Source organism: Streptomyces sp. NPDC033178 (assembly GCF_055577685.1).
Genome location: NZ_JBVIPT010000013.1, coordinates 120,502 through 141,106, shown reverse-complemented (window position 1 = coordinate 141,106; position 20,605 = coordinate 120,502). Strand labels below are relative to the sequence as shown.

The window sequence follows — 20,605 nt, the reverse complement described above, 5'->3', positions numbered from 1 at the left end:
GTGCTCAGGCGAAGGCGTTCACGCCGGTGAGCTCCGCGGAGAGGGCCCACAGGCGGGCCGCGGACGCCGGGTCGACGGCGTAGTCGCGTACGCCGACGCGTTCGCCGTCGGCCGGGGCGGGCTCGGAGATGTCGCAGTCCTCGCAGTAGACGCCGCCCATGCCGGACAGCTGGGGCGAGGTCGCCGCCCACACCTGGGTGGCCGCACCCTGTTCGGGGGTCTTGAAGCCCTCCGGGTTCAGCGGGGTGCCGTTCTCGTCGATCCAGCCGCGCTCGACCATCTCCTCCTTGGCGAGGTGCCGCTGGAGCGGGGTGAGGATGCCGCCAGGGTGCAGCGAGAAGGCCCGTACGCCGGAGTCCTTGCCGAGGGCGTCGAGCTGTACGGCGAACAGGACGTTGGCGGTCTTCGCCTGCCCGTACGCCTGCCACTTGTCGTAGCCCTGCCGCCAGTGCGGGTCGTCCCAGCGGATGTCGGAGTTGTGGTGACCCGCCGAGGAGACGGAGACGACGCGGGCACCGCCCGGTGCGAGCGCCGGCCAGAGCCGGTTGACGAGCGCGAAGTGGCCCAGGTGGTTGGTCGCGAACTGGGCCTCCCAGCCGGGGCCGACGCGGGTCTCCGGGCAGGCCATGATCCCGGCGTTGTCGATGAGGATGTCGATGGTGCGGTCCGAGGCCAGGAACCGCTCGGCGAAGGCGCGGACGCTGTCCAGGTCGCCGAGGTCGAGCTCGTCCACCTCGACACCGTCGAGGGCGGCGACCGCCTCCTCGGCGACCGGCCTGCGCCGCGCCGGGACGACGACCCGGGCACCCGCCTTGGTGAGCGCGCGCGTCGTCTCCAGGCCGAGCCCCGAGTAGCCGCCGGTCACGATCGCCAGCTTCCCCGTGAGGTCGATGCCGTCGAGCACGTCGTCCGCGCTGCTCCGGAGGTCGAATCCCGAACCGATCTTGTGCTGTGCAGTGGTCATACGGCCGACGCTACGAATTGAAGCGCCCTCGAAGTCAAGCCGGGCCCGGCGTGGCGCATGGGAAGTGCGTGAAGAACGGGAAAGGCCCCGACCGGACGGGGGAATCACGGTCGGGGCCGTCTGTGGGTGGCCACGGATGGCGGTCGCCTCTCGGCGGAATGCTCCACAGGGCTTCAGCCGAACGATCTTCCCTGTGGGCGGAAGGTGAGGCCCGGGGACACTGTCCCATCCGCACCCACAGCTGGTTTAACGGGAGACTACCGGCGAGTGTTCCCAGGTCCGCACGGCGTTTCCCGTGACGTGTGTCACGACCGCGGAAGCGCGCGAGAGGCGGAGCGGGACGAGGAGGCGGAACGGTCGCGGCCGACGAGCCGACGAGCCGACGAGCCGACGAGCCGACGAGCCGTCGAGTCGATGAGCCGTCGTGGCGCCCGGTCGGCGGGCGGTGGTCAGAGGCCGGGCACTCCCGACGGTGTCTCACGACGTCCTGTCCACGCCAGCAGCTGCTCCTCGGTCCAGGTATTGACCACGCGCTCCGGAGGTACGCCGCACTCCTCGGCCCGCGCGCATCCGTACACCTGCCAGTCGAGCTGTCCGGGCGCGTGGGCGTCGGTGTCCACGGAGAACAGCACCCCCGCCTCGACCGCCCGGCGCAGCAGCCGGCGCGGTGGGTCGAGCCGCTCCGGGCGGCTGTTGATCTCGACCGCCGTGCCCGTCTCGGCACAGGCGGCGAAGACCTCGTCCGCGTCGAACTCCGACTCGGGCCGCCCGCGTCCGGTGACCAGCCGCCCCGTGCAGTGCCCCAGCACGTCGGAGTGCGGATCGCGTACGGCGGCGACCATCCGGCGCGTCATCGCGCCCGCGTTCATCCGCAGCTTGGAGTGCACGGACACGACCACGAGATCGAGCCGGTCCAGCAACTCGGGCTCCTGGTCGAGAGACCCGTCGTCGAGGATGTCGCACTCGATACCGGTGAGCAGCCGGAAGGGGGACCAGTGCTCGTTGAGCTCCGCGACGAGGGCGAGCTGTTCCCGCAGCCGCTCGGGGGACAGCCCGCGCGCCACCGTGAGCCGCGGGGAGTGGTCGGTGAGCACCGCCCACTCGTGCCCGAGCCGCGCCGCCGCACGGCCCATCTCCTCGACGGGGCTGCCGCCGTCGGACCAGTCCGAGTGCAGATGGCAGTCGCCGCGCAGCAGCGCCCGCAGTTCCTCACCGCCCTGGACGAGAGGGCCCGCGGCCTCCTGTTCCTGTTCCAGCTTCGCCAGATAGCCCGGCGTCTGTCCGGCCAGCGCCTCGCGCACCACCTGCGCGGTCTTCGGCCCGATGCCCTTCAGCGACTCCAGCGACCCCTCGGCGGACCGCCGGGCCACCTCGTCGGCGGGCAGCCCCGTGACCACGCCCTCCGCCGTGCGGAACGCCTGTACGCGGTAGGTGGGGGCCAGGGACCGCTCCAGCAGGAACGCGATCCGGTCCAGGGCCTCGGCCGGGTCCATGCCTCCAGCCTGGCGCAGCCCGCCGCCGCCCGCACGGCAGCCGACACGGCCTCCTTGTGCCACCATGAACTGCGACCTCGTACGGACGCCGGCCAGGTCGGCGCCGCCGAGTGCCACGACGACCGACAGCGCCGCCCGGGCAGGCTTATCGGCGGCACGCGTGTGGAACCGGTGGGATCATGACTGAAATCGCAAGCCCCCACATCTCGCACCCGCGGATCACGGTCCTGGGCGTCCAGCCCGGCGATCCGCCCTTCCGCATCGTGGAGATCGACGGCGCTGTCATCGGCGAGGCCAAGAGCTTCACGGACGTCCTGATGGCCGCCGCGGCGTACGGCATTCCGGTGCATGACGCCGACGACCCCGCGGTGGTGCGGTGGGTCGGCGGAGACAAGCTGACCTGGCACCTGCGCTAGCGCTCCACCGGGGAGCGTGGGCAGACCGCGGGCCGGTGAGGGCTTGTCGCCCCCGTGCGCGGAGCCGCCTGACGCCACAGCCCCGCGCCCCTGTGGGGCGCGCTCCGGTTCTCGCCCGCTGTTCGGGTGAACGTGCTCGGGGGAGCGCGCGGACCTGGGGTTTTCGCGCCGTGGTGAGCCGTCGCGGACGGGATGGCCTCGTGCATCGGCAGGTATCGGGAGGCGAGTGCGGTCGCGCATGGGCCCGCTCCCACGAGGGCACTTTGATCTTGGCGGTCACCGTGATCACGATCCGGCCCGGTTGCCCTGCGCGTATCCCTCCCTCGTACGACTGGAGTCGTCATGTTCCGTCGCCTCGCCCTGCCCGCGGCCCTGCTCGCCGCCGTCGCCGTCCTGGGCGCCGCTCCCGCCACGACGGCCGCGCCGACGGCACGCGCAGTGGGCTCCGTGTGCTTCTGGACCGGGGCAGGGCAGCACGGCACGTCCTGGTGCTACACACCACCGGGCTATACGGACGTACCGGAGCCCCTGCACGACAAGGCGGCCTCGTTCCGCTCGGACGCGGACACCGCCGTGTACGCCATCGACTGGGCCCGCGGCACCTGCTACCACCGGCTGATCAGGGCGCACGACCTGGCCGACAACTGGCCCTGGGGCGCCCGGCTCGACGGGGTGTCCGACACCACGATGGGCTGCGAGGTCGGCTGAGCCGTGCGACTGCTGCGGGCGCTCGGCGCCGCCGCCCTGGCCGTACTGGCGCTGGTGGCACTGGGCGGGTGCGGCACGCCGACCGGCGCGGGACGGGACGCGCCTGCGCTGCCCAGGACCGAGCGAGAGCGTGACGACCTCGTCAAGGCCGCTCAGCAGGTGCTTGTCGAACGGTGCCTGGCCGGGCGCGGGCTGTCATCGAAAGGAGCCTCCGGCGAACGGCGGGCGGACGGAAAGGACGACGCCGCGGATCGGCGGCTGCAGGGCGCCCTCTTCGGCCGCGGCCGTCCCGAGCTGTCCATCACCCTTGCCACCGGATACACCGTCAGGGCGCACACCGACGGCTGCCTGGCCGCCGCGCAGCGCGAGCTGTACGGGGACGAACGGCGCTGGTTCCGCGCCCAGGTCGTGGTGAACAACCTCCGCGCGGAGGTGGGGCTGCGGCTGAAGGGCGACCCCGACTACCGGGCGGCGCAGGGCCGTTGGGCCCACTGCGCCACACCGGACCCTGGGCCCGGGCCCGAGCGCCCCGCCCCCGCCGTCGCCGCGCGCTGCGCACGCGAGAGCGGCCTCGACGAGGTGCGCGCCCGGCTGGAACCGACCCTGCTGGACCAGGTCCGCGCCGAGCGGCGCGACCAGTTGACCACCTACCGGCAGCTGCGCACCCGCGCACTGCACCGCGCGGCCGATCTGTACGCCGGGCGGACCGTTCCGGAGAACCGAGAGAAAGGCAGTACCCCTTCGTGATCATCAAGCGCTTTGCCGTCTCCGCCGCCGCGGCCGTCCTCGCCCTGAGCGGCGGTCTGGCCCTGGCCTCGCCCGCCGGCGCCGCCGGCTGTCCGAGCGGCGAGTTCTGCGTCTGGGAGAACGCGAACTTCGCCGGTCAGCGGGCCAACTGGTCGGGCGACGACGGCTGGTGGGAGAGCTGGATCGCCGACACAGACTCCTCCTGGGCCAACCACGGCATCTCCGGCCCCGGCATCAAGGACCACGTCCGGGTGTACGAGAACTCCGGGCAGGGCGGCGACATGACGATCTGCCTCACGCCAGGACAGGAGGTCGGTTACAACGGCGTGGCCAACGACCGCGGCGACTCGCACACGTGGGCCATGAACTGCTGACAGCCGTCGGCCGCGCGCCCGGCGGGTGACCTCAGGAGGGGAGTGGCACGCCCGGGGGATCGGGCGTGCCGCGACGAACAGGTCGCACGACGCAGTGCGTGACGAATGTGCGGTAAACGTCCGGGAACGGAAACAGCGACGGAGGAGAGCACAACGCCCGCCGGGAGAGGCGGGTCTGCTCCTTTGACCAGCCCAACTCATGGGCACAGCAAGGTAACGACCGCTACACCGCCGAGGAGATCCACACCTTCCTCGGGGACTTCTACGGCGAGCACGGGCCCGGTGACTTTGCCCGGAAGTACGGCATCTCCGAGCACCTGAAGGAGAAGGTCGCGCAGAGCGAGGGCGTCGACGTCCTGCTCTGCGCGCAGAACGAGCCGCGGTCCATCGACATCGGCCCGGTCAGCACGGCACAGTCCGCGGGTGTCGGCTACGCCACGGTGACCACGCACTGGGGCGAGCAGGGTCAGGACACGGCGACTTTCACGGCGTACGTCGGCCTGGACGCCACGCGGCCGATCCAGTTGCAGGACACGGACTGCCTGGCGACCGACTGAGGAGGAGCCCCGGGCGTGCACCCGGGGGCCCGAACGGGCCGTGTGCAAACGGCCTGTGCCCGAACGACTGTGCCCGAACAACCTGAGCCCGGCCGGGTGGTCCCGGCCGGGCTCGGTCGTTCGGGCCGGTGCGGGTGAACGGCCGACCCTCCGGGTCAGTCGGCCGTGCGCCCGCACCGGCCCGTGATGCTCCCGCGCCGGTCAGTTGTGCCGTCCGGTCAGCCGACGGTCCACTTCTGGTTGGCTCCGCCGGAGCACGTCCAGATCTGGAGTCGTGTGCCGTTGGCGGAGTTGTTGCCCGTCACGTCCAGGCACTTGTTGGCCTGTGGATTCACGATGTCGCCCGCCGCGCTGACCACCCAGCGTTGATTGGCCCCGCCCCCGCAGTCCCAGAGCTGCACGGTCGAGCCGTCCGCCGTGCCGTTGCCCGTGACGTCCAGGCACTTGCCCAGCGCCCGGATCGAGCCGTCGGAGGCCACGGTCCACTGCTGGGCGGCGGAGCTGTTGCAGTCGTAGAGCTGAACGGGCGTGCCGTTGGCGGAACTCGCGCCCGCCACATCGACACACTTGCCCGCGAGCCCCCTGATGGGCGCACCGCCACCGGAGCCGTCGCTCGTCGTCACCTTCACCTCGTCCACGACGAGTTGCTGCGGGAACGAGGTCGAGCCGTCCGGGTCGCCCGGCCAGTAGCCGCCCACCGCGAGGTTGAGGATCAGGAAGAACGGCTTGTTGAACACCCACTGCCTGCCGCCCAGATCGGCGGGGGTGCGCCGCTGGTAGACATTGCCGTCCACGGACCAGGTGACCGCGTCGGGGCTCCAGTCGATGGCGAAGGTGTGGAAGGCGTCCGCGAAGGCCTGTCCGCCGGGCAGGGAGTAGGCGCCGCCGATGCCGCCCGAGCCGGAGTAGCCGGGGCCGTGCAGGGTGCCGTGGACCGTCGAGGGCTCGAAGCCGACGTTCTCCATGATGTCGATCTCGCCCGAGTTGGGCCAGCCGACCTGGCCGATGTCGTTGCCGAGCATCCAGAAGGCGGGCCACATGCCCTGCCCGCGCGGCACCTTCAGCCGGGCCTCGACCCGGCCGTACGTCGTCGTGAACTTGCCCGCCGTGTTGAGGCGGGCCGAGGTGTACTCACAACGCCCGTACCAGCACTGGTAGTTGTTCGGGTTCTCGCGGCGGGCCGTGATCACCAGGTGGCCCTGGCCGTCCAGGGCCGCGTTGTTGGCGCCGGAGGTGTAGTACTGCCGCTCGTGGTTGTTGACGTTGTCGCCGGTTTCTATCTGCCATTTCGAGGAGTTGACGGCCGAACCGGCGGGACCGTCGAAGGTGTCCGAGAACGTCACGGCCGCGGCGGCCTTCGGCTCGGGAGCCGCCTGCCCGGTGGCGGCCTGCCCGGTGTCCGCCTGTGCGGGCAGAACCGCGGCGGATGCGAGGAGCACGGCGGACAGGGTGGCGAGGAGGCATCTGCGGAGCAGGCGTGGGGAGTCCACGACTCTCCCTTCCGTACGGCGATCCCTGTGGGGGATGGGTGCCGACTGAGGTGGGGGGTGCAAGCTTCGACTCTTGATTTAAGAGGTGAGCTAAGGGGGCGTCAAGACTTTGGTCCGTACCATTCCTTCACCACTTGACGCCGGCCCCCACGCCTTCGAGCCTTCGGACGTTCACGCCTCCGACTTCTTGCGGCGGCGCTTGCGCGGGTGCACCGCTCGGTTCAGCCGACGGCCGAGGAGCAGGTAACCGACGAGCGCCCCGCTGGTGTTGAGGATGACGTCGTCGACGTCGAAGGCGCGCCCGGTGATCACCGCCCCCTGCACCAGCTCGACCATCGTCATCACGATCGCCGTGAGGAGGAGCACTCGCAGGATCCCGCGCACCTTGGGGACCAGGACGGGCAGCAGCACCCCGAAGGGGATGCCGAGGAGAAGGTTGCCGCCGATCTGCCTGAACGCGTCGCGCAGTTCGGGCTGGTCCAGATATGCGCGCAGGGAACGGCCCGGATGCAGGTTGCTGTGTGTCAGGGCCTCGGAGGCCGGCGACGGCTGCAACGTGATGCGCGCCAGCGCGGCGGCGAAAGCCACCATGGCCGCGAAGGCGACGAGCATGACCAGGATCCGTACGACAAAGGGGAGTGGCCGTCGTTCGCCCGGAGCCGTCGACGAGCGGGGGGCGGACTTGCTGTCGGGAGAGCGCGACTTCTTGGTACGAGGGCTGGGCTTCTTGGCGCCGGAATGAGACGTGGAGCGGAGGCGTAGTGCGGTGCGTGGGCGAGACACTGCGCGGGCCATTCAACCCTCCAGTTTTCAACTGCCGTCCGATGACAGGCGATTACCCCCAAAGGGGTCGAGGATGCCGAGGACATGTGTGCCGGGCCTGAGTCGCCGATCGCCCCGGCCTTCCTTCGTGCTGCCGGGGCGATCGGTGTGTTCGGTCCGGAGAGGCGACGGCGGCGTCGACGAGCGTGCGCGGGCCGAGGTTACGGGCCGGAGTCACGGAGCGAGGCTCATGACCCGTAGGTCACCTTCACCTCCTTGAAGCCCAGGGAGCCCAGCAGCCCCTTGAGCATGCCGGTGGTGTTCTCCTCGGCGCGGGCGGTCAGCTCGGTCTTCTTCGCGGCGTCGCCGATGTGCCGGGCGGCGAGCCGCTGGACGGCCCGCTCGTCGTTCGGGTTGTCCGAGAAGACGTCGCCGAGCCGGTCGAGGAGGCCGCGCTGCTTGGAGACGGCGTAGGACTGGTCGGGGTCGAGTGCGGGCTTGCCCAGGGCGGCGTGGGGGAGCCTGAGCGTGGCCGACGTGCGGTCCTTGTTGACCTTCACGTCTTCGTCGCGGATCTTTCCGAGGTCGACATAGGCGTCCACGGTGCCCGCGCCCACGTACAGGGTGCGGGTGCCACGGACCGCGTCCGGGAGGTACTTGGTGTCCTTCTCCAGATCCACCACCACCTGGAAGTTGCCCGAGGCGGCGTCGTAACGGCTCATGTCCTGAATGGACTTGAGGAGCGTGGGTCCTGTCCGGTCGTGGGTCTCCTCGCGGAAAACGTCACGCAGCCCGGGCAGCAGGCTCAGCTGCAGTCCGGCACCGAGTATCACCAGAACCAGCACGACCGCGCTCAGGATCTTGGCCCATCCGGGCATGCGCTTCAGGGACGTCGTCATGTGGCCGTCCTCCTTCCTCCTTCCTAGTGCCCCTCAAATCCCCGGCCAGACAGGCGTGTTGACCGAATGGTTGACTGCGTAAGGACCTCGGTGACTGCCTGGTGCGAGGGCTGATACCCGGGACGCACCACGAGCAACGGACGGCCGCACAAGGGGTCTTCCGCTCCTCTGCCCTCAGACGTCACGTGAGACTTCAACGGCGACTCCTGCACGGTGGCCCGCCAGTGGAGTCGCAGAGCATCCAAGGGGAGAGGATCTTCGGCTCGTGTGTGGCTCCGAGGTGCTGTGGGCCGCGCGTACTACCTCAACAAGCGGTCCCGGGGCTTCGACCGGGTCGTCATCATGCTCGGCGCCGACCACGCCGGACATGTCGGCCGGATGCGGGCCATGGCAGCCTGCTTCGGCGATGACCCGGAAACGCACCTGGAGATCCTGATCGGCCAGCTGGTCAACCTGGTCAAGGACGGGGGCCGACCTGCTGGGCATGCTGGCCGAGTTCCCGCAGGTCGTGGCCACCGCCGCCACCCTGCGCGAGCCGCACCGCGTCGCGCACTACCTGGAACAGCTGGCCGGCACGTACCACCGCTTCTACGACGCCTGCCGGGTCCTGCCACGCGCCGGCGAGAACCCGGACGACCGCACCCGGGCCCGGCTGTGGCTGACGGACGCCAGCAGGCTGGTGCTGCGCAACGGGCTGCAACTGCTCGGTGTCTCGGCACCGGAACGAATGTGAGTCATGCGTCGGATCGTTGGTGGCGGCGCGCTGTCATAAGGACTCCGAGGCGGCCTCGGGCCGGCCGAGGACCTCGTCCATGCTCGACAGCGGAGGCAGCACGTCGTCGAGCCCGGTCACGTTCAGGATGCGCAGGGTCAGCGGGTGGGTGCAGACCAGGTGCAGCTGCCCGCCCCGGGCGAGGACCCGGCGCCGGGCGCGGTAGAGCAGGCGCAGGCCCGAGCAGTCGAAGAAGTCGATGTGCCGCAGGTCGAGCACGACCCGCGCGGCCGGGTGTCCCGTGGCCGCGTCCAGGGCCGGGACGATGTCCAGCGCCGCGATGATGTCGATCTCTCCGTGGAACTCCAGCACGGTGTGCCCGCGGTCCTGGTGGACACGCAGATGAGGAGTGAACGGCGCGGACTCGTTGCGCACGACGACATCACCTCCAACAGGGTCACCGGGGGCCAGGATGACGTCGTTCTGTGAGCGCAGACGCGGCCGTGTGCGGCTGGAGGCCACCCAACCGTTCCCCACTCAGCAAGTTACCCTCGATGGGGTGAATTTCAGCATGTTCGATTGACATATGTCTTCGATTTACCGGACGTGTCGCCCGTCAGTTTCAGGACAGCGACTGCCATGCCTTCGACAGCGCCTGCCGGAACTGGTCCGTCTGGTGTGCCGTGAGATCCCGGACCATGCGCTCCTCCAGCTCCCGCACGGGCTCGGCGTGCCGAGTGAGCAGATCGCGGCCAGACTCGGTGAGGAGAATCAGCAGCTCTCGGCGGTTGCGGGGATTGCGCTCGCGCCGTACGAGGCCGCGGGTCTCCAGGGACCGGATCACATCGGCCACGGACTGCGCGGTCACGAACGAGTCGCGTGCGAGCTGTGCCGCGGACAGGCCGTCGTGCCGCTCCAGGACGGTGAGCGAGGTGTACTGCAGTGCTGTGATCCCCGTGGGCTTCAGCAACTCGTCGAGGCGGGACCGCACGACGAGTTCCACCTGCTTGACCATGTACAGGAGTGATGGGGGTGCCTTGGTGACGACCATGTGTTCAGCCTAGGGCATTGACAGGAAACCTGTCTGTAAAGAGACTGCGAACCAACAGGAAACCTGTTGGTTGAAATCTTGGCGATCGAGGCTGAGGAGTGGGCAATGACGACCACCTTCGAGAGCGGGCCCGGGCAGCTGTTCATCGGTGGACAGTGGCGCGAGGCGGCCGACGGAGCGCGTACGGACGTGTTCGATCCGTCCACCGGCCGGGTGATCACGACGGTCGCGGAGGCCTCCGCCACCGATGTCGACACGGCCGTACGCGCCGCGCGGAAGGCGTTCGACGACGGACGGTGGGCCACGATGAGCGGTCGTGAGCGCGGCCGGGTGCTGCACCGCGTCGCCGAACTGATCCGGGAGAACGCGGACGAGATCGCGGCCCTGGAGAGCCTGGACGTCGGCAAGCCGATCACGCTGTGCCACGCGGTCGACGTGACGAACGCGGCCAACGATTACGAGTACTACGCCTCCCTCGCCTGGACCCTGGACGGCGCGACCAGGGACACCCCGCTCAACGGCCTCGCCTACACCAAGCCGGGCCCGATCGGTGTCGTCGCCGCGATCACGCCCTTCAACTTCCCGCTGATCCTCGCCGGCTCGAAGATCGCCCCGGCGCTCGCGGCCGGCAACACGGTCGTGCACAAGCCGGCCGAGGAGACCCCGCTCAGCGCCCTCTACATGGCCGGTCTGCTCCAGAGGGCGGGCGTTCCGGACGGTGTCTACAACGTCGTTACCGGCACGGGACCGGTCGCGGGCGAGGCGCTCCTGCGCAACCCCGGCGTCGACAAGATCGCCTTCACCGGGTCCACCGCGGTCGGCCGCCACGCGGCGAGCGTCGCCGGAGAGGGCCTGAAGTCGGTCACCATGGAGCTCGGCGGCAACGCGGCGCACATCGTCTTCGAGGACGCCGACGTCGAGAAGGCCATCGGCGCGGTCATCAAGGGCTTCGTCTTCAACACCGGCCAGTTCTGCATGGGCGGCCCGCGCCTGCTGGTCGCGCGCCCCCTCTACAACACCGTGGTCGGCATCCTCGCCGACGCCGTCCCCGGCGTACCGGTCGGCGACCCGCGGGAGCCCGAGACCGTCGTCGGTCCGATGGCGGGGGAGAGGCACCTGCGGAAGGTCGAGGAGTACGTCGAACTGGCCCGCAAGGAGGGCGGCCGCATCGTGTGCGGCGGTGAGCGCCTCGACCTGAACGGCGGCTTCTACTACAAGCCCACGGTCATCGCGGGCCTGTCCAACGACTCCCGGGTGGTCCAGGAGGAGATCTTCGGCCCGGTCCTCACCGTGCAGCCCTTCGACTCCGAGGACGAGGCCGTCGCACTGGCCAACTCCACGCCGTACGGCCTGGCTTCGGGCCTGCAGACCACCGACCTCGCCCGCGCGCACCGCGTCGCCGACCGGCTCCAGGCGGGCATCGTGTGGGTCAACGACTGGGCGATGCTCGACCCCGCAGTGCCCTTCGGAGGGGTCAAGGCCTCCGGCTTCGGCCGCGAGTACGGGCCCGAGGCGCTCGCCTCCTACACCAAGGTCAAGTCCGTCGTCATCTCGTTCGACTGAGCGCCCCCGCAGCCAGACCCACCCTCATCCAAGGGAGTTCGCAGTATGTCCACCACCACTCGCGCAGCCGTGGTCGAGTCCGGGGGAGCGCCCTTCACCCTCGCCGACGTGGAGCTCGACGAGCCCCGCGCCCACGAGGTCCTGGTCCGGATCGTGGCCGCGGGCCTGTGCCACACGGACCTCGGGGTCGCGAGCGGCGGCCTGCCGTTCCCGCTGCCCGGCGTACTGGGCCACGAGGGCGCCGGGATCGTCGAGGCCGTCGGCCCGGACGTCGCGGGCATCGAGCCCGGCGACCACGTCGTGCTGTCCTTCACCTCATGCGGCTCCTGCCGCAACTGCCGCGACGGCCACCCGGCGTACTGCGCCACCTGGCTGCCGCTGAACCTCCTCGGCGGACGCCGCGCCGACGGCTCCGCCACCATCAGCCGCGACGGGGCCCCGCTCGGCGGCCACTTCTTCGGCCAGTCCTCCTTCGCCGAGCGGGCGTTGGTGGACGAGCGCAGCCTCGTCAAGGTCGACAGGGACATCTCGCTGGAGTCCCTCGCACCGCTGGGCTGCGGCGTACAGACAGGGGTGGGCGCGGTCTGGAACGTCCTGGAGCCCCGTACGGGCGACACGGTCGTGATCCTGGGCGCCGGTGCGGTCGGTCTGTCGGCGGTGATGGCCGCGGCGCTGACGCCCGCGACCACGGTGATCGCCGTCGACAAGGTCGTCGAACGGCTGGAGCTGGCAAGGGAGTTGGGCGCCACGCACACTGTGAACGCCAACGAGGCGGACATCGTCGAGGCGGTCCAGCTGATCACGAGCGGGGCGGGGGCCGACGGGGTCGTCGAGACCACCGGCAACGTCATCGTCCTGCGCAAGGGCGTGGACGCGCTCGCCGCCCGCGGTACGGCGGTGATCGTCGGCGCCCCGCCCTTCGGTTCCGAGGTCGCCCTGGACGTCAACGGAATGCTCGGCGGCAAGCGGCTGGTGGGTCTCACCCTCGGAGACCAGGAGACACAGACCGCGATCCCGGCCCTGGTCAAACTGGTCCGCGAGGGCCGCCTGCCGCTGGACCGGCTGATCAGCACCTACGCGTTCGAGGACATCGGCCAGGCGGTCCAGGACATGGCCGCGGGCAAGACGATCAAGCCGGTACTGACGTTCAGCTGAGCACCCCGTAGGCGGCGCTCAGGTACCGACGTTCACCTGAGCGCCCTGAAAGGGGCGCGGGGAACTGCGCGACCAGCCACAACCGGCCCGCAGCTCAACACCACCTGTGGTACCCGCGCCCCACAGGGTCCTACCGAACCTGAAGAACAAGCTTCCCCACGGTCCGCCCGGTGTCCCCGAGCGCATGCGCCTTCGATGCCTCGGCCAACGGAAACACCTCGGCAACCGCGGCGCGCAGCCGCCCCGCAGCGACCAGCTCGGCAATCGCCCGCATCCCGGCCTGATCGGCCTCCACGAGCAGCTCGATCGCCCGCACACCGAGCCCCTGCGCCTCCTCGGCGAGGGCCGGTGATCCGGACGGCAGGATCGACACCAGCAGCCCGCCCGGCCGAAGGGTCTTGAGCGACCGCGACCGATAGTCGCCCCCGACGGTGTCCAGCACGACATCGACATCCCGCACGACCTCGGCGAAGTCGGTCTCCCGATAGTCGACGGTCTCGTCGACGCCCAGGCCCCGCAGGAACTCGTGCTTGCCCGCGCTGGCCGTACCGATCACGTACGCCCCGCGCTCCTTGGCGATCTGCACGGCGAGATGCCCCACTCCGCCGGCCGCCGCGTGGATCAGCACCCGCTGCCCCGGCTGGACGTCCGCCGTGTCGACCAGCGCCTGCCAGGCGGTCAGCGCGGCTAGCGGGATCGCGCCCGCCTGCGTGTGGTCGACCTCGGCCGGCTTGTGTGCGAAGGCCCGCGCGGGGCCGGTGACGTACTCGGCGTGCGCCCCTACGCCGTACGGGTACGGCAGCATGCCGAAGACCTCGTCGCCCGGCTTGTGGAGGGTGACGCCGAGGCCGACCGCCTCGACGACGCCGGACACGTCCCAGCCGAGGACGAACGGCGGCTTTCCGAGGAAGTTGCCGTTCGCCCGGTGCTTCCAGTCGGTCGGGTTGAGGCCCGCCGCGTGCACCCGGATCAGTACTTCGCTCGGCCCGGGCCTCGGGATCTCCAGCTCCACTTCCTTGAGGACCTCGGGACCGCCGAGGACGTCCTGACTGATCGCGCGCATCGTGTTCTCAGTGCTCATGCGCTCCAGCCTGCCGGGCCACGACAGCCGAGGAAATGGCATGATTGCCATTGTTCGATAGGATCGTGCCATGCTGCAGACGCAATGCGGGGAGCGCCCCGACCCCACCGAGACCTCCCGGCGCGGGGAGTACGACGGACCCGTCGAGCGGGTCGTCGTCCTGGCCCTGGACGGGGTCTACCCCTTCGAACTCGGCATCCCGAACCGGGTCTTCGGCTCGGCCGAGGGCCGGTACGAGATCCTGACCTGCACGGTCGACGGGCAGCCGGTGCGCAGCAGCTCGGACTTCTCGATCACCGTCGAACACGGCCCCGAAGCGCTGCGTACGGCCGACACCGTCGTCATCCCGCCGTTCGCCCTGTCGCAGCTCACTGATGATCTCCCCGAGGCGGTGACCAGCGCGCTGAGGGCCATCCGGCCGGACGCCCGGATCGTGTCCATCTGCACGGGCGCCTTCGTCCTGGCGGCGGCGGGGATGCTCGCCGGACGCCGGGCGACCACGCACTGGCAGCTGGCCCCGCTGTTCCGGAAGATGTTCCCGGACGTGGACCTGGACGCCGATGTGCTGTTCGTCGACGAGGACTCCCTCCTCACCTCGGCGGGAGCCGCGTCCGGTGTGGACGTCTGCCTGCACCTCGTGCGCAAGGACCACGGCAGCGAGCTGGCCAACCGCGTGGCCCGGTCCTGCGTGGTGCCGCCGTGGCGGGACGGCGGCCAGGCCCAGTACATCGAGCAGCCCGTGCCCGAACCCTCGAACGCGGGCACCGCGGCCACCCGGCAGTGGGCCCTGGAACGCCTCGGCGAACCGCTGACCCTGGGCGATCTCGCCGCGCACGCCCGGATGAGCCTGCGTACGTTCGCCCGCCGGTTCAACGACGAGGTCGGGATGAGTCCCGGCCGCTGGCTCATCCAGCAACGCGTCGTCCGCGCACGGCAGTTGCTCGAAGCCAGCGATCTGCCGGTGGACCAGATCGCGGGCGAGGTCGGCTTCGCGACCGGCACCTCGCTCCGGCAGCATCTGCACGCGGCGATCGGCGTCTCACCGCAGGCCTACCGGCGTACGTTCCAGACGGCCCGGCAGGGCTGAAGCGAACTCCGTCCGAACGTCCTGAGGGGTCCGTGCGTCGGAGGAGGGACACGGCGACACGGCAGGCAGGGGACGGCGCTATGCGGGGGATCAAGGCGGGCGGACTGGCGGTGGCGGGCATCGCGACGGTCGCGACACTTGTGACGGTGCTGGTGGAGAGCGAGAAGGGGCACACCGACGGAGGGCTCCTCGACGGTGGACCCGTGTCGACCACGCCCTACAGCGGACCGCTGCGCGTGCCGCACAAGGAGTACGACGAGGACAGCCAACGGGCGACCGAGGCGGAGTCGGGCGCGGCGGGGCTGGCTCTGGAGTGCGAGGGGGACATCCACTCGGGCGGGTTCGGGGGCAACTGGAGCAAGGGCGACGGCGGTTCGACCCCGGCGGAAGGGCTTGAGGCGTACTTCGACATCGAGCAGCCGGATGTTCCGAGGTCCGGCTACCGCGTGGAGCGCGACGACGGGGACCGGGTGCTGTTCTCGTACGACGTCGGCGGCGAGACAAAGGTGGCTGTCATCGTCGCCAAGGACCAACCGAACCGGCCCGGTTGGGGCCCGGAGACGACGGCCTCGTGCGACCCGGCGGAGTTCCCCGACGGTTTCACCGACGACCAGGGGTACGAGGTCTGGACCGACGCACGCGGCCGTCGCCTTCCGGTCACCACCATCAGCGGTTCCCGGGGTGCGGAGCACTGCGACTGGCAGTCGGCCCACTTCCTCGAACTCGGGCACGGCGCCAAGCGCGTGCTGTACGCCCGTGACCCCGAGGGCGTGCTGTCCGGGCTGCTCACCGCCCCGTACGACGGCGATGTCTCCCTGCCCGACGGCGCCCGCGACACCGGCTACCGCCACGGAGAGCGGGAGCTGTGGCTGACGGCGGACAAGAAGAAGGCGTACGTCCGCACGCCGGACGGGGTGGAGGCGTGGCCGGCGGTGAAGAAGGGGGTGGGCTGCGACTGACGTCCCGTCCGGCGGCGGCCTACCGGCTCGCGTGCAGCGCCACGAGCAGGCGCCACACCTTGTGGGCGATCTCCTCGGGGGCGGCCTCGACGAGCCCGTGCAGCCAGTCGGCGAGGACGCCCGCGAAGGTCGCGGCGACGGCGGAGGCGATGAGGGCGGCCTCCGGCGCGCCGACGAGTTCACGCTCGGCGAGGCTGCGGGCCCGCAGGTCCTGGTGGAGTACGCGGCCCAGCGGTCCGCCGCCGCCCGGGCTCAACAGGGCGCGGTAGAGCGGGGCATGAGGAGGCAGACCCGCGAAGAACGTGAGCAGGGCGTCCGGCGCCGACCTGGGGTCGGGCCTGCCGCGCCAGGCGTGCAGGGCGTCCACGGCGTCCCGTACGACATCGGCGCAGGCGTCGACGGCCAGCGCTTCCAGGTCGGCGTAGTGCAGATAGAACGTGGCCCGGCCGACCCCGGCCGCGCGCACCAGTGCGGCGACACTGACCTCCGCGAGCGGCCGTCGGGCGCACTCGTCTAGGAGGGCCCGGCGCAGCTTGGCCCGGGTGCGCTCGGCCCTGGGATCGGCCCTGGGGTCGGAGGTCACCGGGCGACGAGGACGGCGGTCAGGGCGAGCGCGCCGGGCAGGGCCTGCGCGAAGAGGATGCGACGGTTCGCGGTGACCGTGCCGTACACACCCGCGACGATCACGCACGCCAGGAAGAAGATCTGTACGCGGAAGCCCGTGGGGTCGTCGGCGATCAGCCCCCAGACGAGGCCGGCCGCGAGAAAGCCGTTGTAGAGCCCCTGGTTGGCGGCGAGCGCGGCGGTGGCCTTCGCCATCTCGGGGTCGAACCCGTGCAGCCCGCGCCCCGGCTTCTTCTCCCACAGGAACATCTCCAGAACCAGGATGTACGCGTGCAGGGCGGCGACGAGGCCGACCAGCACGTTCGCGAGTGTCTGCATGGGGGGTGGGCTCCTTCAAGGCGGAATTTCCTGGGGTTTCCTGGACAGGTGTCCACTATACATGGACATCTGTCCAGGAAATCTCACGCGTCGAGGAGCGCTGCCCGGTGGCACTGTCAGACCCGGCCGCTACCGTCCTGTCCCATGAGTGACCACCACGACCAGCCACTCGTCCGCCGGGCCCGCCCCGAGGACATCCCGGCACTCGTCGCCTCCAGCGCGGCCCTGTTCGCCGAGGACGCGGGCACCAGGGACACGACCGTCGACATCGACTGGCCTCTCGCGCAGGGTGCGGAGAGATTCGCCTCGGGCATCGACGATCCGGCCCGGCTGTCGCTCGTGGCCGAGCGGGACGGGGAGGTCGTAGGACACCTGGTGGGCACGGTCGCGGAGGGCTCGGCCATGCGCCCGGCGAAGATCGCCACCCTGCACAGCCTGTACGTGCGCCCGGCCCACCGCGGCACCCTGACGGGAGCGCGACTCGTGGCGGCCTTCCTGGGCTGGGCGCGGGAACAGGGCGCCCAGCTCGCGGAGGTGACCACGTACGCGGCCAACGCGGACGCGATCCGGTTCTACGAGCGCAACGGCTTCGGCCCGCACACGCTCACCCTCGGCCAGACGCTGTGACCGTCACCCTCGGCCGGCCGCTGTGAGGCTCACCGTGCCCGGGCCGCCCTCCGGAGCTTGAACGCCCGCAGCGCCAGCTGCATCTCGAACTGCGTTGTGGGGTCATGGAGTCGGTCGCCGAACAACTCGTCGAGCTGGCGCATGCGATAGCGGACCGTCTGCGGATGGACGGCGAGACGGGCGGCCACCTCGCTCGCGTTGTGGCCGCACTCCAGCCAGCTGAGAAGTGTCTCCGCGAGGCGCTCGCGCTGGGGCAGCCGGATGGTGTCCAGGGGGCGCAGATGCCGGTCGGCCATCGCCTCCACCAGCGCCTCGTCGCGGAACAGCATCAGCGTGGCCAGATGGTCCCGGCAGCGCACCATCTCCGTGTCCGGCAGCACACCCCGCCGGGCCAGATCGAGTGCCTCGGCAGCCCACCGCAGCGACCTCGCCCCCTCCTGGAGCGCGACGCTCGGCCCCATGACGGCCCGTAGGCCCTGGAGCGCACCGGCGACGGCACGTGCCCTTCCCGGGCCCTCCGGATCGGGCACCACCAGCACGGCCGGGCGTACGTCGAACCGCGCCAGGAACTCCGGCGGCACGATGGGCGCTTGCGCCGCCCCGGCCTGCGCCCCCTGATCGATGACGGCCACGGCCAGCGAACGGGGCACGGGCCACTGCGCGGTGTGTGCGAGATCCGTGATGGCCGCGACCGACGCGGGCGGGTCCACGATCAGCAGATCGATCAGCCGCGTACGCCGCTGCTGCAGCTCACCGGCCGCGTGCAGCCGCGCCTCCGTGTACCCGGCCGTCGTCGCGGCCGCCATCTCGTCCAGGTGAAGGAACAGCGCCTCACCGAACGCGGCCAGCACATGACGCGGCAGCAGATCGGCGTCGACCAGCGCGTTGATCCGACGCCATGTCACGCGCGCACCGAGCCGCAGCGCCGACTGGAACGCGTCGAGGCTGCGCCCCTCGTCCGCCTCGCCGCGGCCGATGCGCTGATAGGTCGCCGTCACCGGCTCCCAGTCGGTGTCCGGCTTCGCCATGCGCTCCAGGAACCCCTGCAGCGCGTGCTCCACGCCCTGGTGCACGACCTGCATGTACGTGTCGTCCGTAGGCCGCGCGTACTCCGGTATCTCGGTTCTGATCGCCCGTACGACCTCTTCGGTGATGTCGTCGAAGAAGGGTCTGAGATGGTCGTGCAGACCCGAAGGGAACGCCTTGAACGGGCCCTGGGCCTCCTCGGCCCTCGCCGTGGCGTTCGTGGCCTCGATCTTCTCCAGCATGCGGAATCCGGTCACGCAGCGGCTCCTTCTGCGCACGGGAAGTGGGGCACGGTGACGATACCCGCAAGAATTCTGCCCAGCTTCATCGGCGACTGACAGACATGCACCGGGGGCTTGTCACTTCATGACAAGGGGAATCCTGCTCCGGATCCTGCTCCGCGCCACCACCCGCCGATGACGCCCACGACGGCGCAGCGTCACCAGCGTCACGAACGCACCCGCGAGTACGCAGCACGCCGCGAGCCGGAGACCGAGGTCGTAGCCCTCCAGGAACGCGCCGCGCGGATCGGCGCCGGAACGCAGCTCGGCGCTCTCACGCCGGGTGAGGACCACGCCCACCAGGACCACCCCGAACACACCGGAGACCTCGCGCGCCGCGCTCACCAGACCGGTCGCCATCCCCATCCCCGACTCCGGAACCCGGTCGAGACTGCGCACGGTCAGGGGAGTGGTGAACGCGGAACCCCAGCCGATCAGCAGCAGCCCCGGCTGCAGATCCCAGAAACCGGCCCGCGCACCCGCTCCCGAGACGTACAGCAGACCGACCGCCACCATGCAGAGGCCACCCGCGATCGACACATGCGCGCCCAGTGCACGGGCCGCCCGCTCGGCCACCGGCGTCCCCAGCAGCAGCGCGCCCGCCAGCGGCAGAAACGCGAGCCCCGCCCCGGTCGGCGAGAAGCCGAGCACCCGCTGGAGATAGAGGGCGGTGAAGAAGAACACCCCGTTGACGCCGATGCCCCACAGCACCTGCGCGACGATTCCGCCGGTGAGGAACCGGTCGCGCAGCAGCCGCAGTTCGACGAGGGGCCGCGAGGTCCGTGCCTCCACGACGACGAACACGCAGGCGGCGGCCGCCGAAACACCCAGGCACAGCGGTACGGGCGCGGTGCCGAACCCGTGCTCCTGGCCGCGCACGAGTCCGTAGGTGAGCAGATAGAGCGCGAGCACGGACAGCAGCACACCGGGCAGATCGAGGCCACCGCGCCGAGGTGCGGACCGGTCGGGGACGGCCGGCATCAGCAGCAGCGCGATCAGCCCGAACGGGACGTTGAGCGCGAACACCCAGCCCCAGCCCCACCGTTGGGTGACGAAGCCGCCCACCACGGGTCCCAGCGCCAGCGCCACGGCCAGCGCGGCCGTCCACAGGCCGACCGCCGTGGCGCGCAGTCGCGCGGGCAGGTCGACCGCGATGACGGCGAGCGAGGCCGGGATGACCAGCGCGGCCCCGATCCCCTGCACCGTACGGGCCGCGATCAGCGTGCCCCCGCTGTCGGCGAGGGCGGCCGCCGCCGACGCCGCCGTGAAGACCACGACACCGGCGGCCAACACAGGTCTGCGCCCGAGCAGATCGGTCAGCCGCCCGCCGGGCAGCAGCAGCGCGCCGAAACTGAGTACATAACTGGCGGCCACCCATTCCAAGTCGGGCACCGTCAGGCCCAGTTCGCGCTGCACGGTCGGCAGGGCCACATTGATGACCGTGTTGTCGAGCGTCGTGATGAACCCGGTCAGTGTGAGCAGGGAGAACAGCGCGAACAGCCGTGCACGTCCCACAAGACGCTCCTTCCGCCGTCGCACGGATTGTCGGCGCGCGAGCGCCGCCCGGGCTCTGGCCCACGGCATGGAATCGACGGCACGCCTTTGTCAGCGAACTGACAGAAGGCGGAAGACGAACTGTCAGCACGTCGTCTAACCCGCCCCTCGCCCGGAGGCGGAACCTGGGGCACCGCCCCAAGCGGACGCACGTCCC

22 protein-coding genes are annotated in these 20,605 nt (G+C 70.7%); 10 read left to right on the top strand and 12 right to left on the bottom strand.

From position 1 onward, the window contains the following. Positions 1-4: 4 nt before the first annotated feature. Entirely contained in the window at positions 5-964 is a 960-nt protein-coding gene (locus ACZ5VQ_RS29880; RefSeq protein WP_469107593.1) for an SDR family NAD(P)-dependent oxidoreductase, read from the bottom strand. Between the two features lie 449 nt (positions 965-1,413). Next, a complete protein-coding gene (locus tag ACZ5VQ_RS29875; RefSeq protein ID WP_469107739.1) occupies positions 1,414-2,457 on the bottom strand; it encodes a PHP domain-containing protein in 1,044 nt (347 codons plus the stop codon). 179 nt (positions 2,458-2,636) lie between these two features. Between ACZ5VQ_RS29875 and ACZ5VQ_RS29870 the strand changes: the two genes are divergently transcribed. The 4 genes from ACZ5VQ_RS29870 to ACZ5VQ_RS29855 all read left to right on the top strand — a co-directional run bounded on the left by ACZ5VQ_RS29870 (position 2,637) and on the right by ACZ5VQ_RS29855 (position 4,702). Continuing rightward, positions 2,637-2,873, top strand: coding sequence for a hypothetical protein (locus ACZ5VQ_RS29870; protein WP_269648370.1), 237 nt, complete (start codon positions 2,637-2,639; stop codon positions 2,871-2,873). A 342-nt stretch (positions 2,874-3,215) separates the two neighbouring features. Further along, positions 3,216-3,581, top strand: a complete 366-nt coding sequence (locus tag ACZ5VQ_RS29865; RefSeq protein ID WP_469107592.1) for a hypothetical protein — start codon at positions 3,216-3,218, stop codon at positions 3,579-3,581. A gap of 3 nt (positions 3,582-3,584) precedes the next feature. Continuing rightward, positions 3,585-4,328: a hypothetical protein gene (locus ACZ5VQ_RS29860; protein ID WP_469107591.1), complete on the top strand. Its 744-nt coding sequence runs from the start codon at positions 3,585-3,587 to the stop codon at positions 4,326-4,328. A 2-nt stretch (positions 4,329-4,330) separates the two neighbouring features. Next, complete coding sequence (locus ACZ5VQ_RS29855; protein ID WP_469107738.1) at positions 4,331-4,702, top strand: peptidase inhibitor family I36 protein; 372 nt, start codon at positions 4,331-4,333, stop codon at positions 4,700-4,702. Positions 4,703-5,477: 775 nt separating this feature from the next. On the opposite strand, the gene ACZ5VQ_RS29850 is transcribed toward ACZ5VQ_RS29855, so the two are convergent. From ACZ5VQ_RS29850 to ACZ5VQ_RS29840, 3 genes are all read right to left on the bottom strand, one after another. Next, complete coding sequence (locus ACZ5VQ_RS29850) at positions 5,478-6,749, bottom strand: ricin-type beta-trefoil lectin domain protein (protein ID WP_469107590.1); 1,272 nt, start codon at positions 6,747-6,749, stop codon at positions 5,478-5,480. A gap of 171 nt (positions 6,750-6,920) precedes the next feature. Further along, entirely contained in the window at positions 6,921-7,544 is a 624-nt protein-coding gene (locus ACZ5VQ_RS29845) for a VanZ family protein (RefSeq protein WP_469107589.1), read from the bottom strand. 215 nt (positions 7,545-7,759) lie between these two features. Then, on the bottom strand, positions 7,760-8,410 hold the full coding sequence (locus ACZ5VQ_RS29840; RefSeq protein WP_266758159.1) for a DUF4230 domain-containing protein: 651 nt from the start codon (positions 8,408-8,410) through the stop codon (positions 7,760-7,762). Positions 8,411-8,894: 484 nt separating this feature from the next. On the opposite strand from ACZ5VQ_RS29840, the gene ACZ5VQ_RS29835 reads away from it, so the two are divergent. Continuing rightward, entirely contained in the window at positions 8,895-9,143 is a 249-nt protein-coding gene (locus tag ACZ5VQ_RS29835) for a DALR anticodon-binding domain-containing protein (protein WP_469107588.1), read from the top strand. Positions 9,144-9,176: 33 nt separating this feature from the next. Here the strand turns inward: ACZ5VQ_RS29835 and ACZ5VQ_RS29830 are convergent, their stop codons facing one another. After that, positions 9,177-9,557: an anti-sigma factor antagonist gene (locus ACZ5VQ_RS29830; RefSeq protein WP_469107587.1), complete on the bottom strand. Its 381-nt coding sequence runs from the start codon at positions 9,555-9,557 to the stop codon at positions 9,177-9,179. A 187-nt stretch (positions 9,558-9,744) separates the two neighbouring features. After that, entirely contained in the window at positions 9,745-10,173 is a 429-nt protein-coding gene (locus ACZ5VQ_RS29825; protein ID WP_469107586.1) for a MarR family winged helix-turn-helix transcriptional regulator, read from the bottom strand. A 105-nt stretch (positions 10,174-10,278) separates the two neighbouring features. Between ACZ5VQ_RS29825 and ACZ5VQ_RS29820 the strand changes: the two genes are divergently transcribed. Both ACZ5VQ_RS29820 and ACZ5VQ_RS29815 read left to right on the top strand, forming a co-directional pair. Continuing rightward, the gene (locus tag ACZ5VQ_RS29820; RefSeq protein WP_469107585.1) at positions 10,279-11,736 is read left to right on the top strand and encodes an aldehyde dehydrogenase family protein; all 1,458 of its coding nucleotides are present in this window, start codon (positions 10,279-10,281) and stop codon (positions 11,734-11,736) included. Between the two features lie 45 nt (positions 11,737-11,781). Beyond that, the gene (locus tag ACZ5VQ_RS29815) at positions 11,782-12,891 is read left to right on the top strand and encodes an NAD(P)-dependent alcohol dehydrogenase (protein WP_469107584.1); all 1,110 of its coding nucleotides are present in this window, start codon (positions 11,782-11,784) and stop codon (positions 12,889-12,891) included. Positions 12,892-13,021: 130 nt separating this feature from the next. Here ACZ5VQ_RS29815 and ACZ5VQ_RS29810 read toward each other — a convergent pair whose 3' ends face one another. Beyond that, positions 13,022-13,972 carry an NADP-dependent oxidoreductase gene (locus tag ACZ5VQ_RS29810; protein WP_469107583.1) on the bottom strand — a complete coding sequence of 317 codons (951 nt, stop codon included), beginning with the start codon at positions 13,970-13,972 and terminating at the stop codon, positions 13,022-13,024. A gap of 70 nt (positions 13,973-14,042) precedes the next feature. Here ACZ5VQ_RS29810 and ACZ5VQ_RS29805 point away from each other — a divergent pair, with 70 nt between their 5' ends. Continuing rightward, entirely contained in the window at positions 14,043-15,059 is a 1,017-nt protein-coding gene (locus ACZ5VQ_RS29805) for a GlxA family transcriptional regulator (protein ID WP_469107582.1), read from the top strand. Between the two features lie 80 nt (positions 15,060-15,139). Then, the gene (locus ACZ5VQ_RS29800) at positions 15,140-16,018 is read left to right on the top strand and encodes a hypothetical protein (protein ID WP_469107581.1); all 879 of its coding nucleotides are present in this window, start codon (positions 15,140-15,142) and stop codon (positions 16,016-16,018) included. 19 nt (positions 16,019-16,037) lie between these two features. Here the strand turns inward: ACZ5VQ_RS29800 and ACZ5VQ_RS29795 are convergent, their stop codons facing one another. Both ACZ5VQ_RS29795 and ACZ5VQ_RS29790 read right to left on the bottom strand, forming a co-directional pair. Further along, positions 16,038-16,601, bottom strand: a complete 564-nt coding sequence (locus ACZ5VQ_RS29795) for a TetR/AcrR family transcriptional regulator (RefSeq protein ID WP_469107580.1) — start codon at positions 16,599-16,601, stop codon at positions 16,038-16,040. Then, on the bottom strand, positions 16,598-16,960 hold the full coding sequence (locus ACZ5VQ_RS29790) for a DUF1304 domain-containing protein (protein WP_469107579.1): 363 nt from the start codon (positions 16,958-16,960) through the stop codon (positions 16,598-16,600). The genes ACZ5VQ_RS29795 and ACZ5VQ_RS29790 overlap by 4 nt, the downstream gene beginning before the upstream one ends. Positions 16,961-17,104: 144 nt before the next feature. On the opposite strand from ACZ5VQ_RS29790, the gene ACZ5VQ_RS29785 reads away from it, so the two are divergent. Beyond that, positions 17,105-17,587, top strand: coding sequence for a GNAT family N-acetyltransferase (locus ACZ5VQ_RS29785; protein WP_469107578.1), 483 nt, complete (start codon positions 17,105-17,107; stop codon positions 17,585-17,587). 29 nt (positions 17,588-17,616) lie between these two features. On the opposite strand, the gene ACZ5VQ_RS29780 is transcribed toward ACZ5VQ_RS29785, so the two are convergent. Both ACZ5VQ_RS29780 and ACZ5VQ_RS29775 read right to left on the bottom strand, forming a co-directional pair. Continuing rightward, complete coding sequence (locus tag ACZ5VQ_RS29780; RefSeq protein WP_469107577.1) at positions 17,617-18,870, bottom strand: PucR family transcriptional regulator; 1,254 nt, start codon at positions 18,868-18,870, stop codon at positions 17,617-17,619. Between the two features lie 102 nt (positions 18,871-18,972). Beyond that, positions 18,973-20,409 (bottom strand): MFS transporter, encoded by a 1,437-nt coding sequence (locus tag ACZ5VQ_RS29775; protein WP_469107576.1) that lies wholly within the window; start codon positions 20,407-20,409, stop codon positions 18,973-18,975. Between the last annotated feature and the right edge of the window lie 196 nt (positions 20,410-20,605).

Coding starts and splice junctions, on each gene's coding strand:
- ACZ5VQ_RS29880 (WP_469107593.1), bottom strand. CDS start 964: ATGACCACTGCACAGCACAAGATCGGTTCGGGATTCGACCTCCGGAGC.
- ACZ5VQ_RS29875 (WP_469107739.1), bottom strand. CDS start 2,457: ATGGACCCGGCCGAGGCCCTGGACCGGATCGCGTTCCTGCTGGAGCGG.
- ACZ5VQ_RS29870 (WP_269648370.1), top strand. CDS start 2,637: ATGACTGAAATCGCAAGCCCCCACATCTCGCACCCGCGGATCACGGTC.
- ACZ5VQ_RS29865 (WP_469107592.1), top strand. CDS start 3,216: ATGTTCCGTCGCCTCGCCCTGCCCGCGGCCCTGCTCGCCGCCGTCGCC.
- ACZ5VQ_RS29845 (WP_469107589.1), bottom strand. CDS start 7,544: ATGGCCCGCGCAGTGTCTCGCCCACGCACCGCACTACGCCTCCGCTCC.
- ACZ5VQ_RS29840 (WP_266758159.1), bottom strand. CDS start 8,410: ATGACGACGTCCCTGAAGCGCATGCCCGGATGGGCCAAGATCCTGAGC.
- ACZ5VQ_RS29835 (WP_469107588.1), top strand. CDS start 8,895: ATGCTGGCCGAGTTCCCGCAGGTCGTGGCCACCGCCGCCACCCTGCGC.
- ACZ5VQ_RS29825 (WP_469107586.1), bottom strand. CDS start 10,173: ATGGTCGTCACCAAGGCACCCCCATCACTCCTGTACATGGTCAAGCAG.
- ACZ5VQ_RS29820 (WP_469107585.1), top strand. CDS start 10,279: ATGACGACCACCTTCGAGAGCGGGCCCGGGCAGCTGTTCATCGGTGGA.
- ACZ5VQ_RS29815 (WP_469107584.1), top strand. CDS start 11,782: ATGTCCACCACCACTCGCGCAGCCGTGGTCGAGTCCGGGGGAGCGCCC.
- ACZ5VQ_RS29810 (WP_469107583.1), bottom strand. CDS start 13,972: ATGAGCACTGAGAACACGATGCGCGCGATCAGTCAGGACGTCCTCGGC.
- ACZ5VQ_RS29805 (WP_469107582.1), top strand. CDS start 14,043: ATGCTGCAGACGCAATGCGGGGAGCGCCCCGACCCCACCGAGACCTCC.
- ACZ5VQ_RS29800 (WP_469107581.1), top strand. CDS start 15,140: ATGCGGGGGATCAAGGCGGGCGGACTGGCGGTGGCGGGCATCGCGACG.
- ACZ5VQ_RS29790 (WP_469107579.1), bottom strand. CDS start 16,960: ATGCAGACACTCGCGAACGTGCTGGTCGGCCTCGTCGCCGCCCTGCAC.
- ACZ5VQ_RS29785 (WP_469107578.1), top strand. CDS start 17,105: ATGAGTGACCACCACGACCAGCCACTCGTCCGCCGGGCCCGCCCCGAG.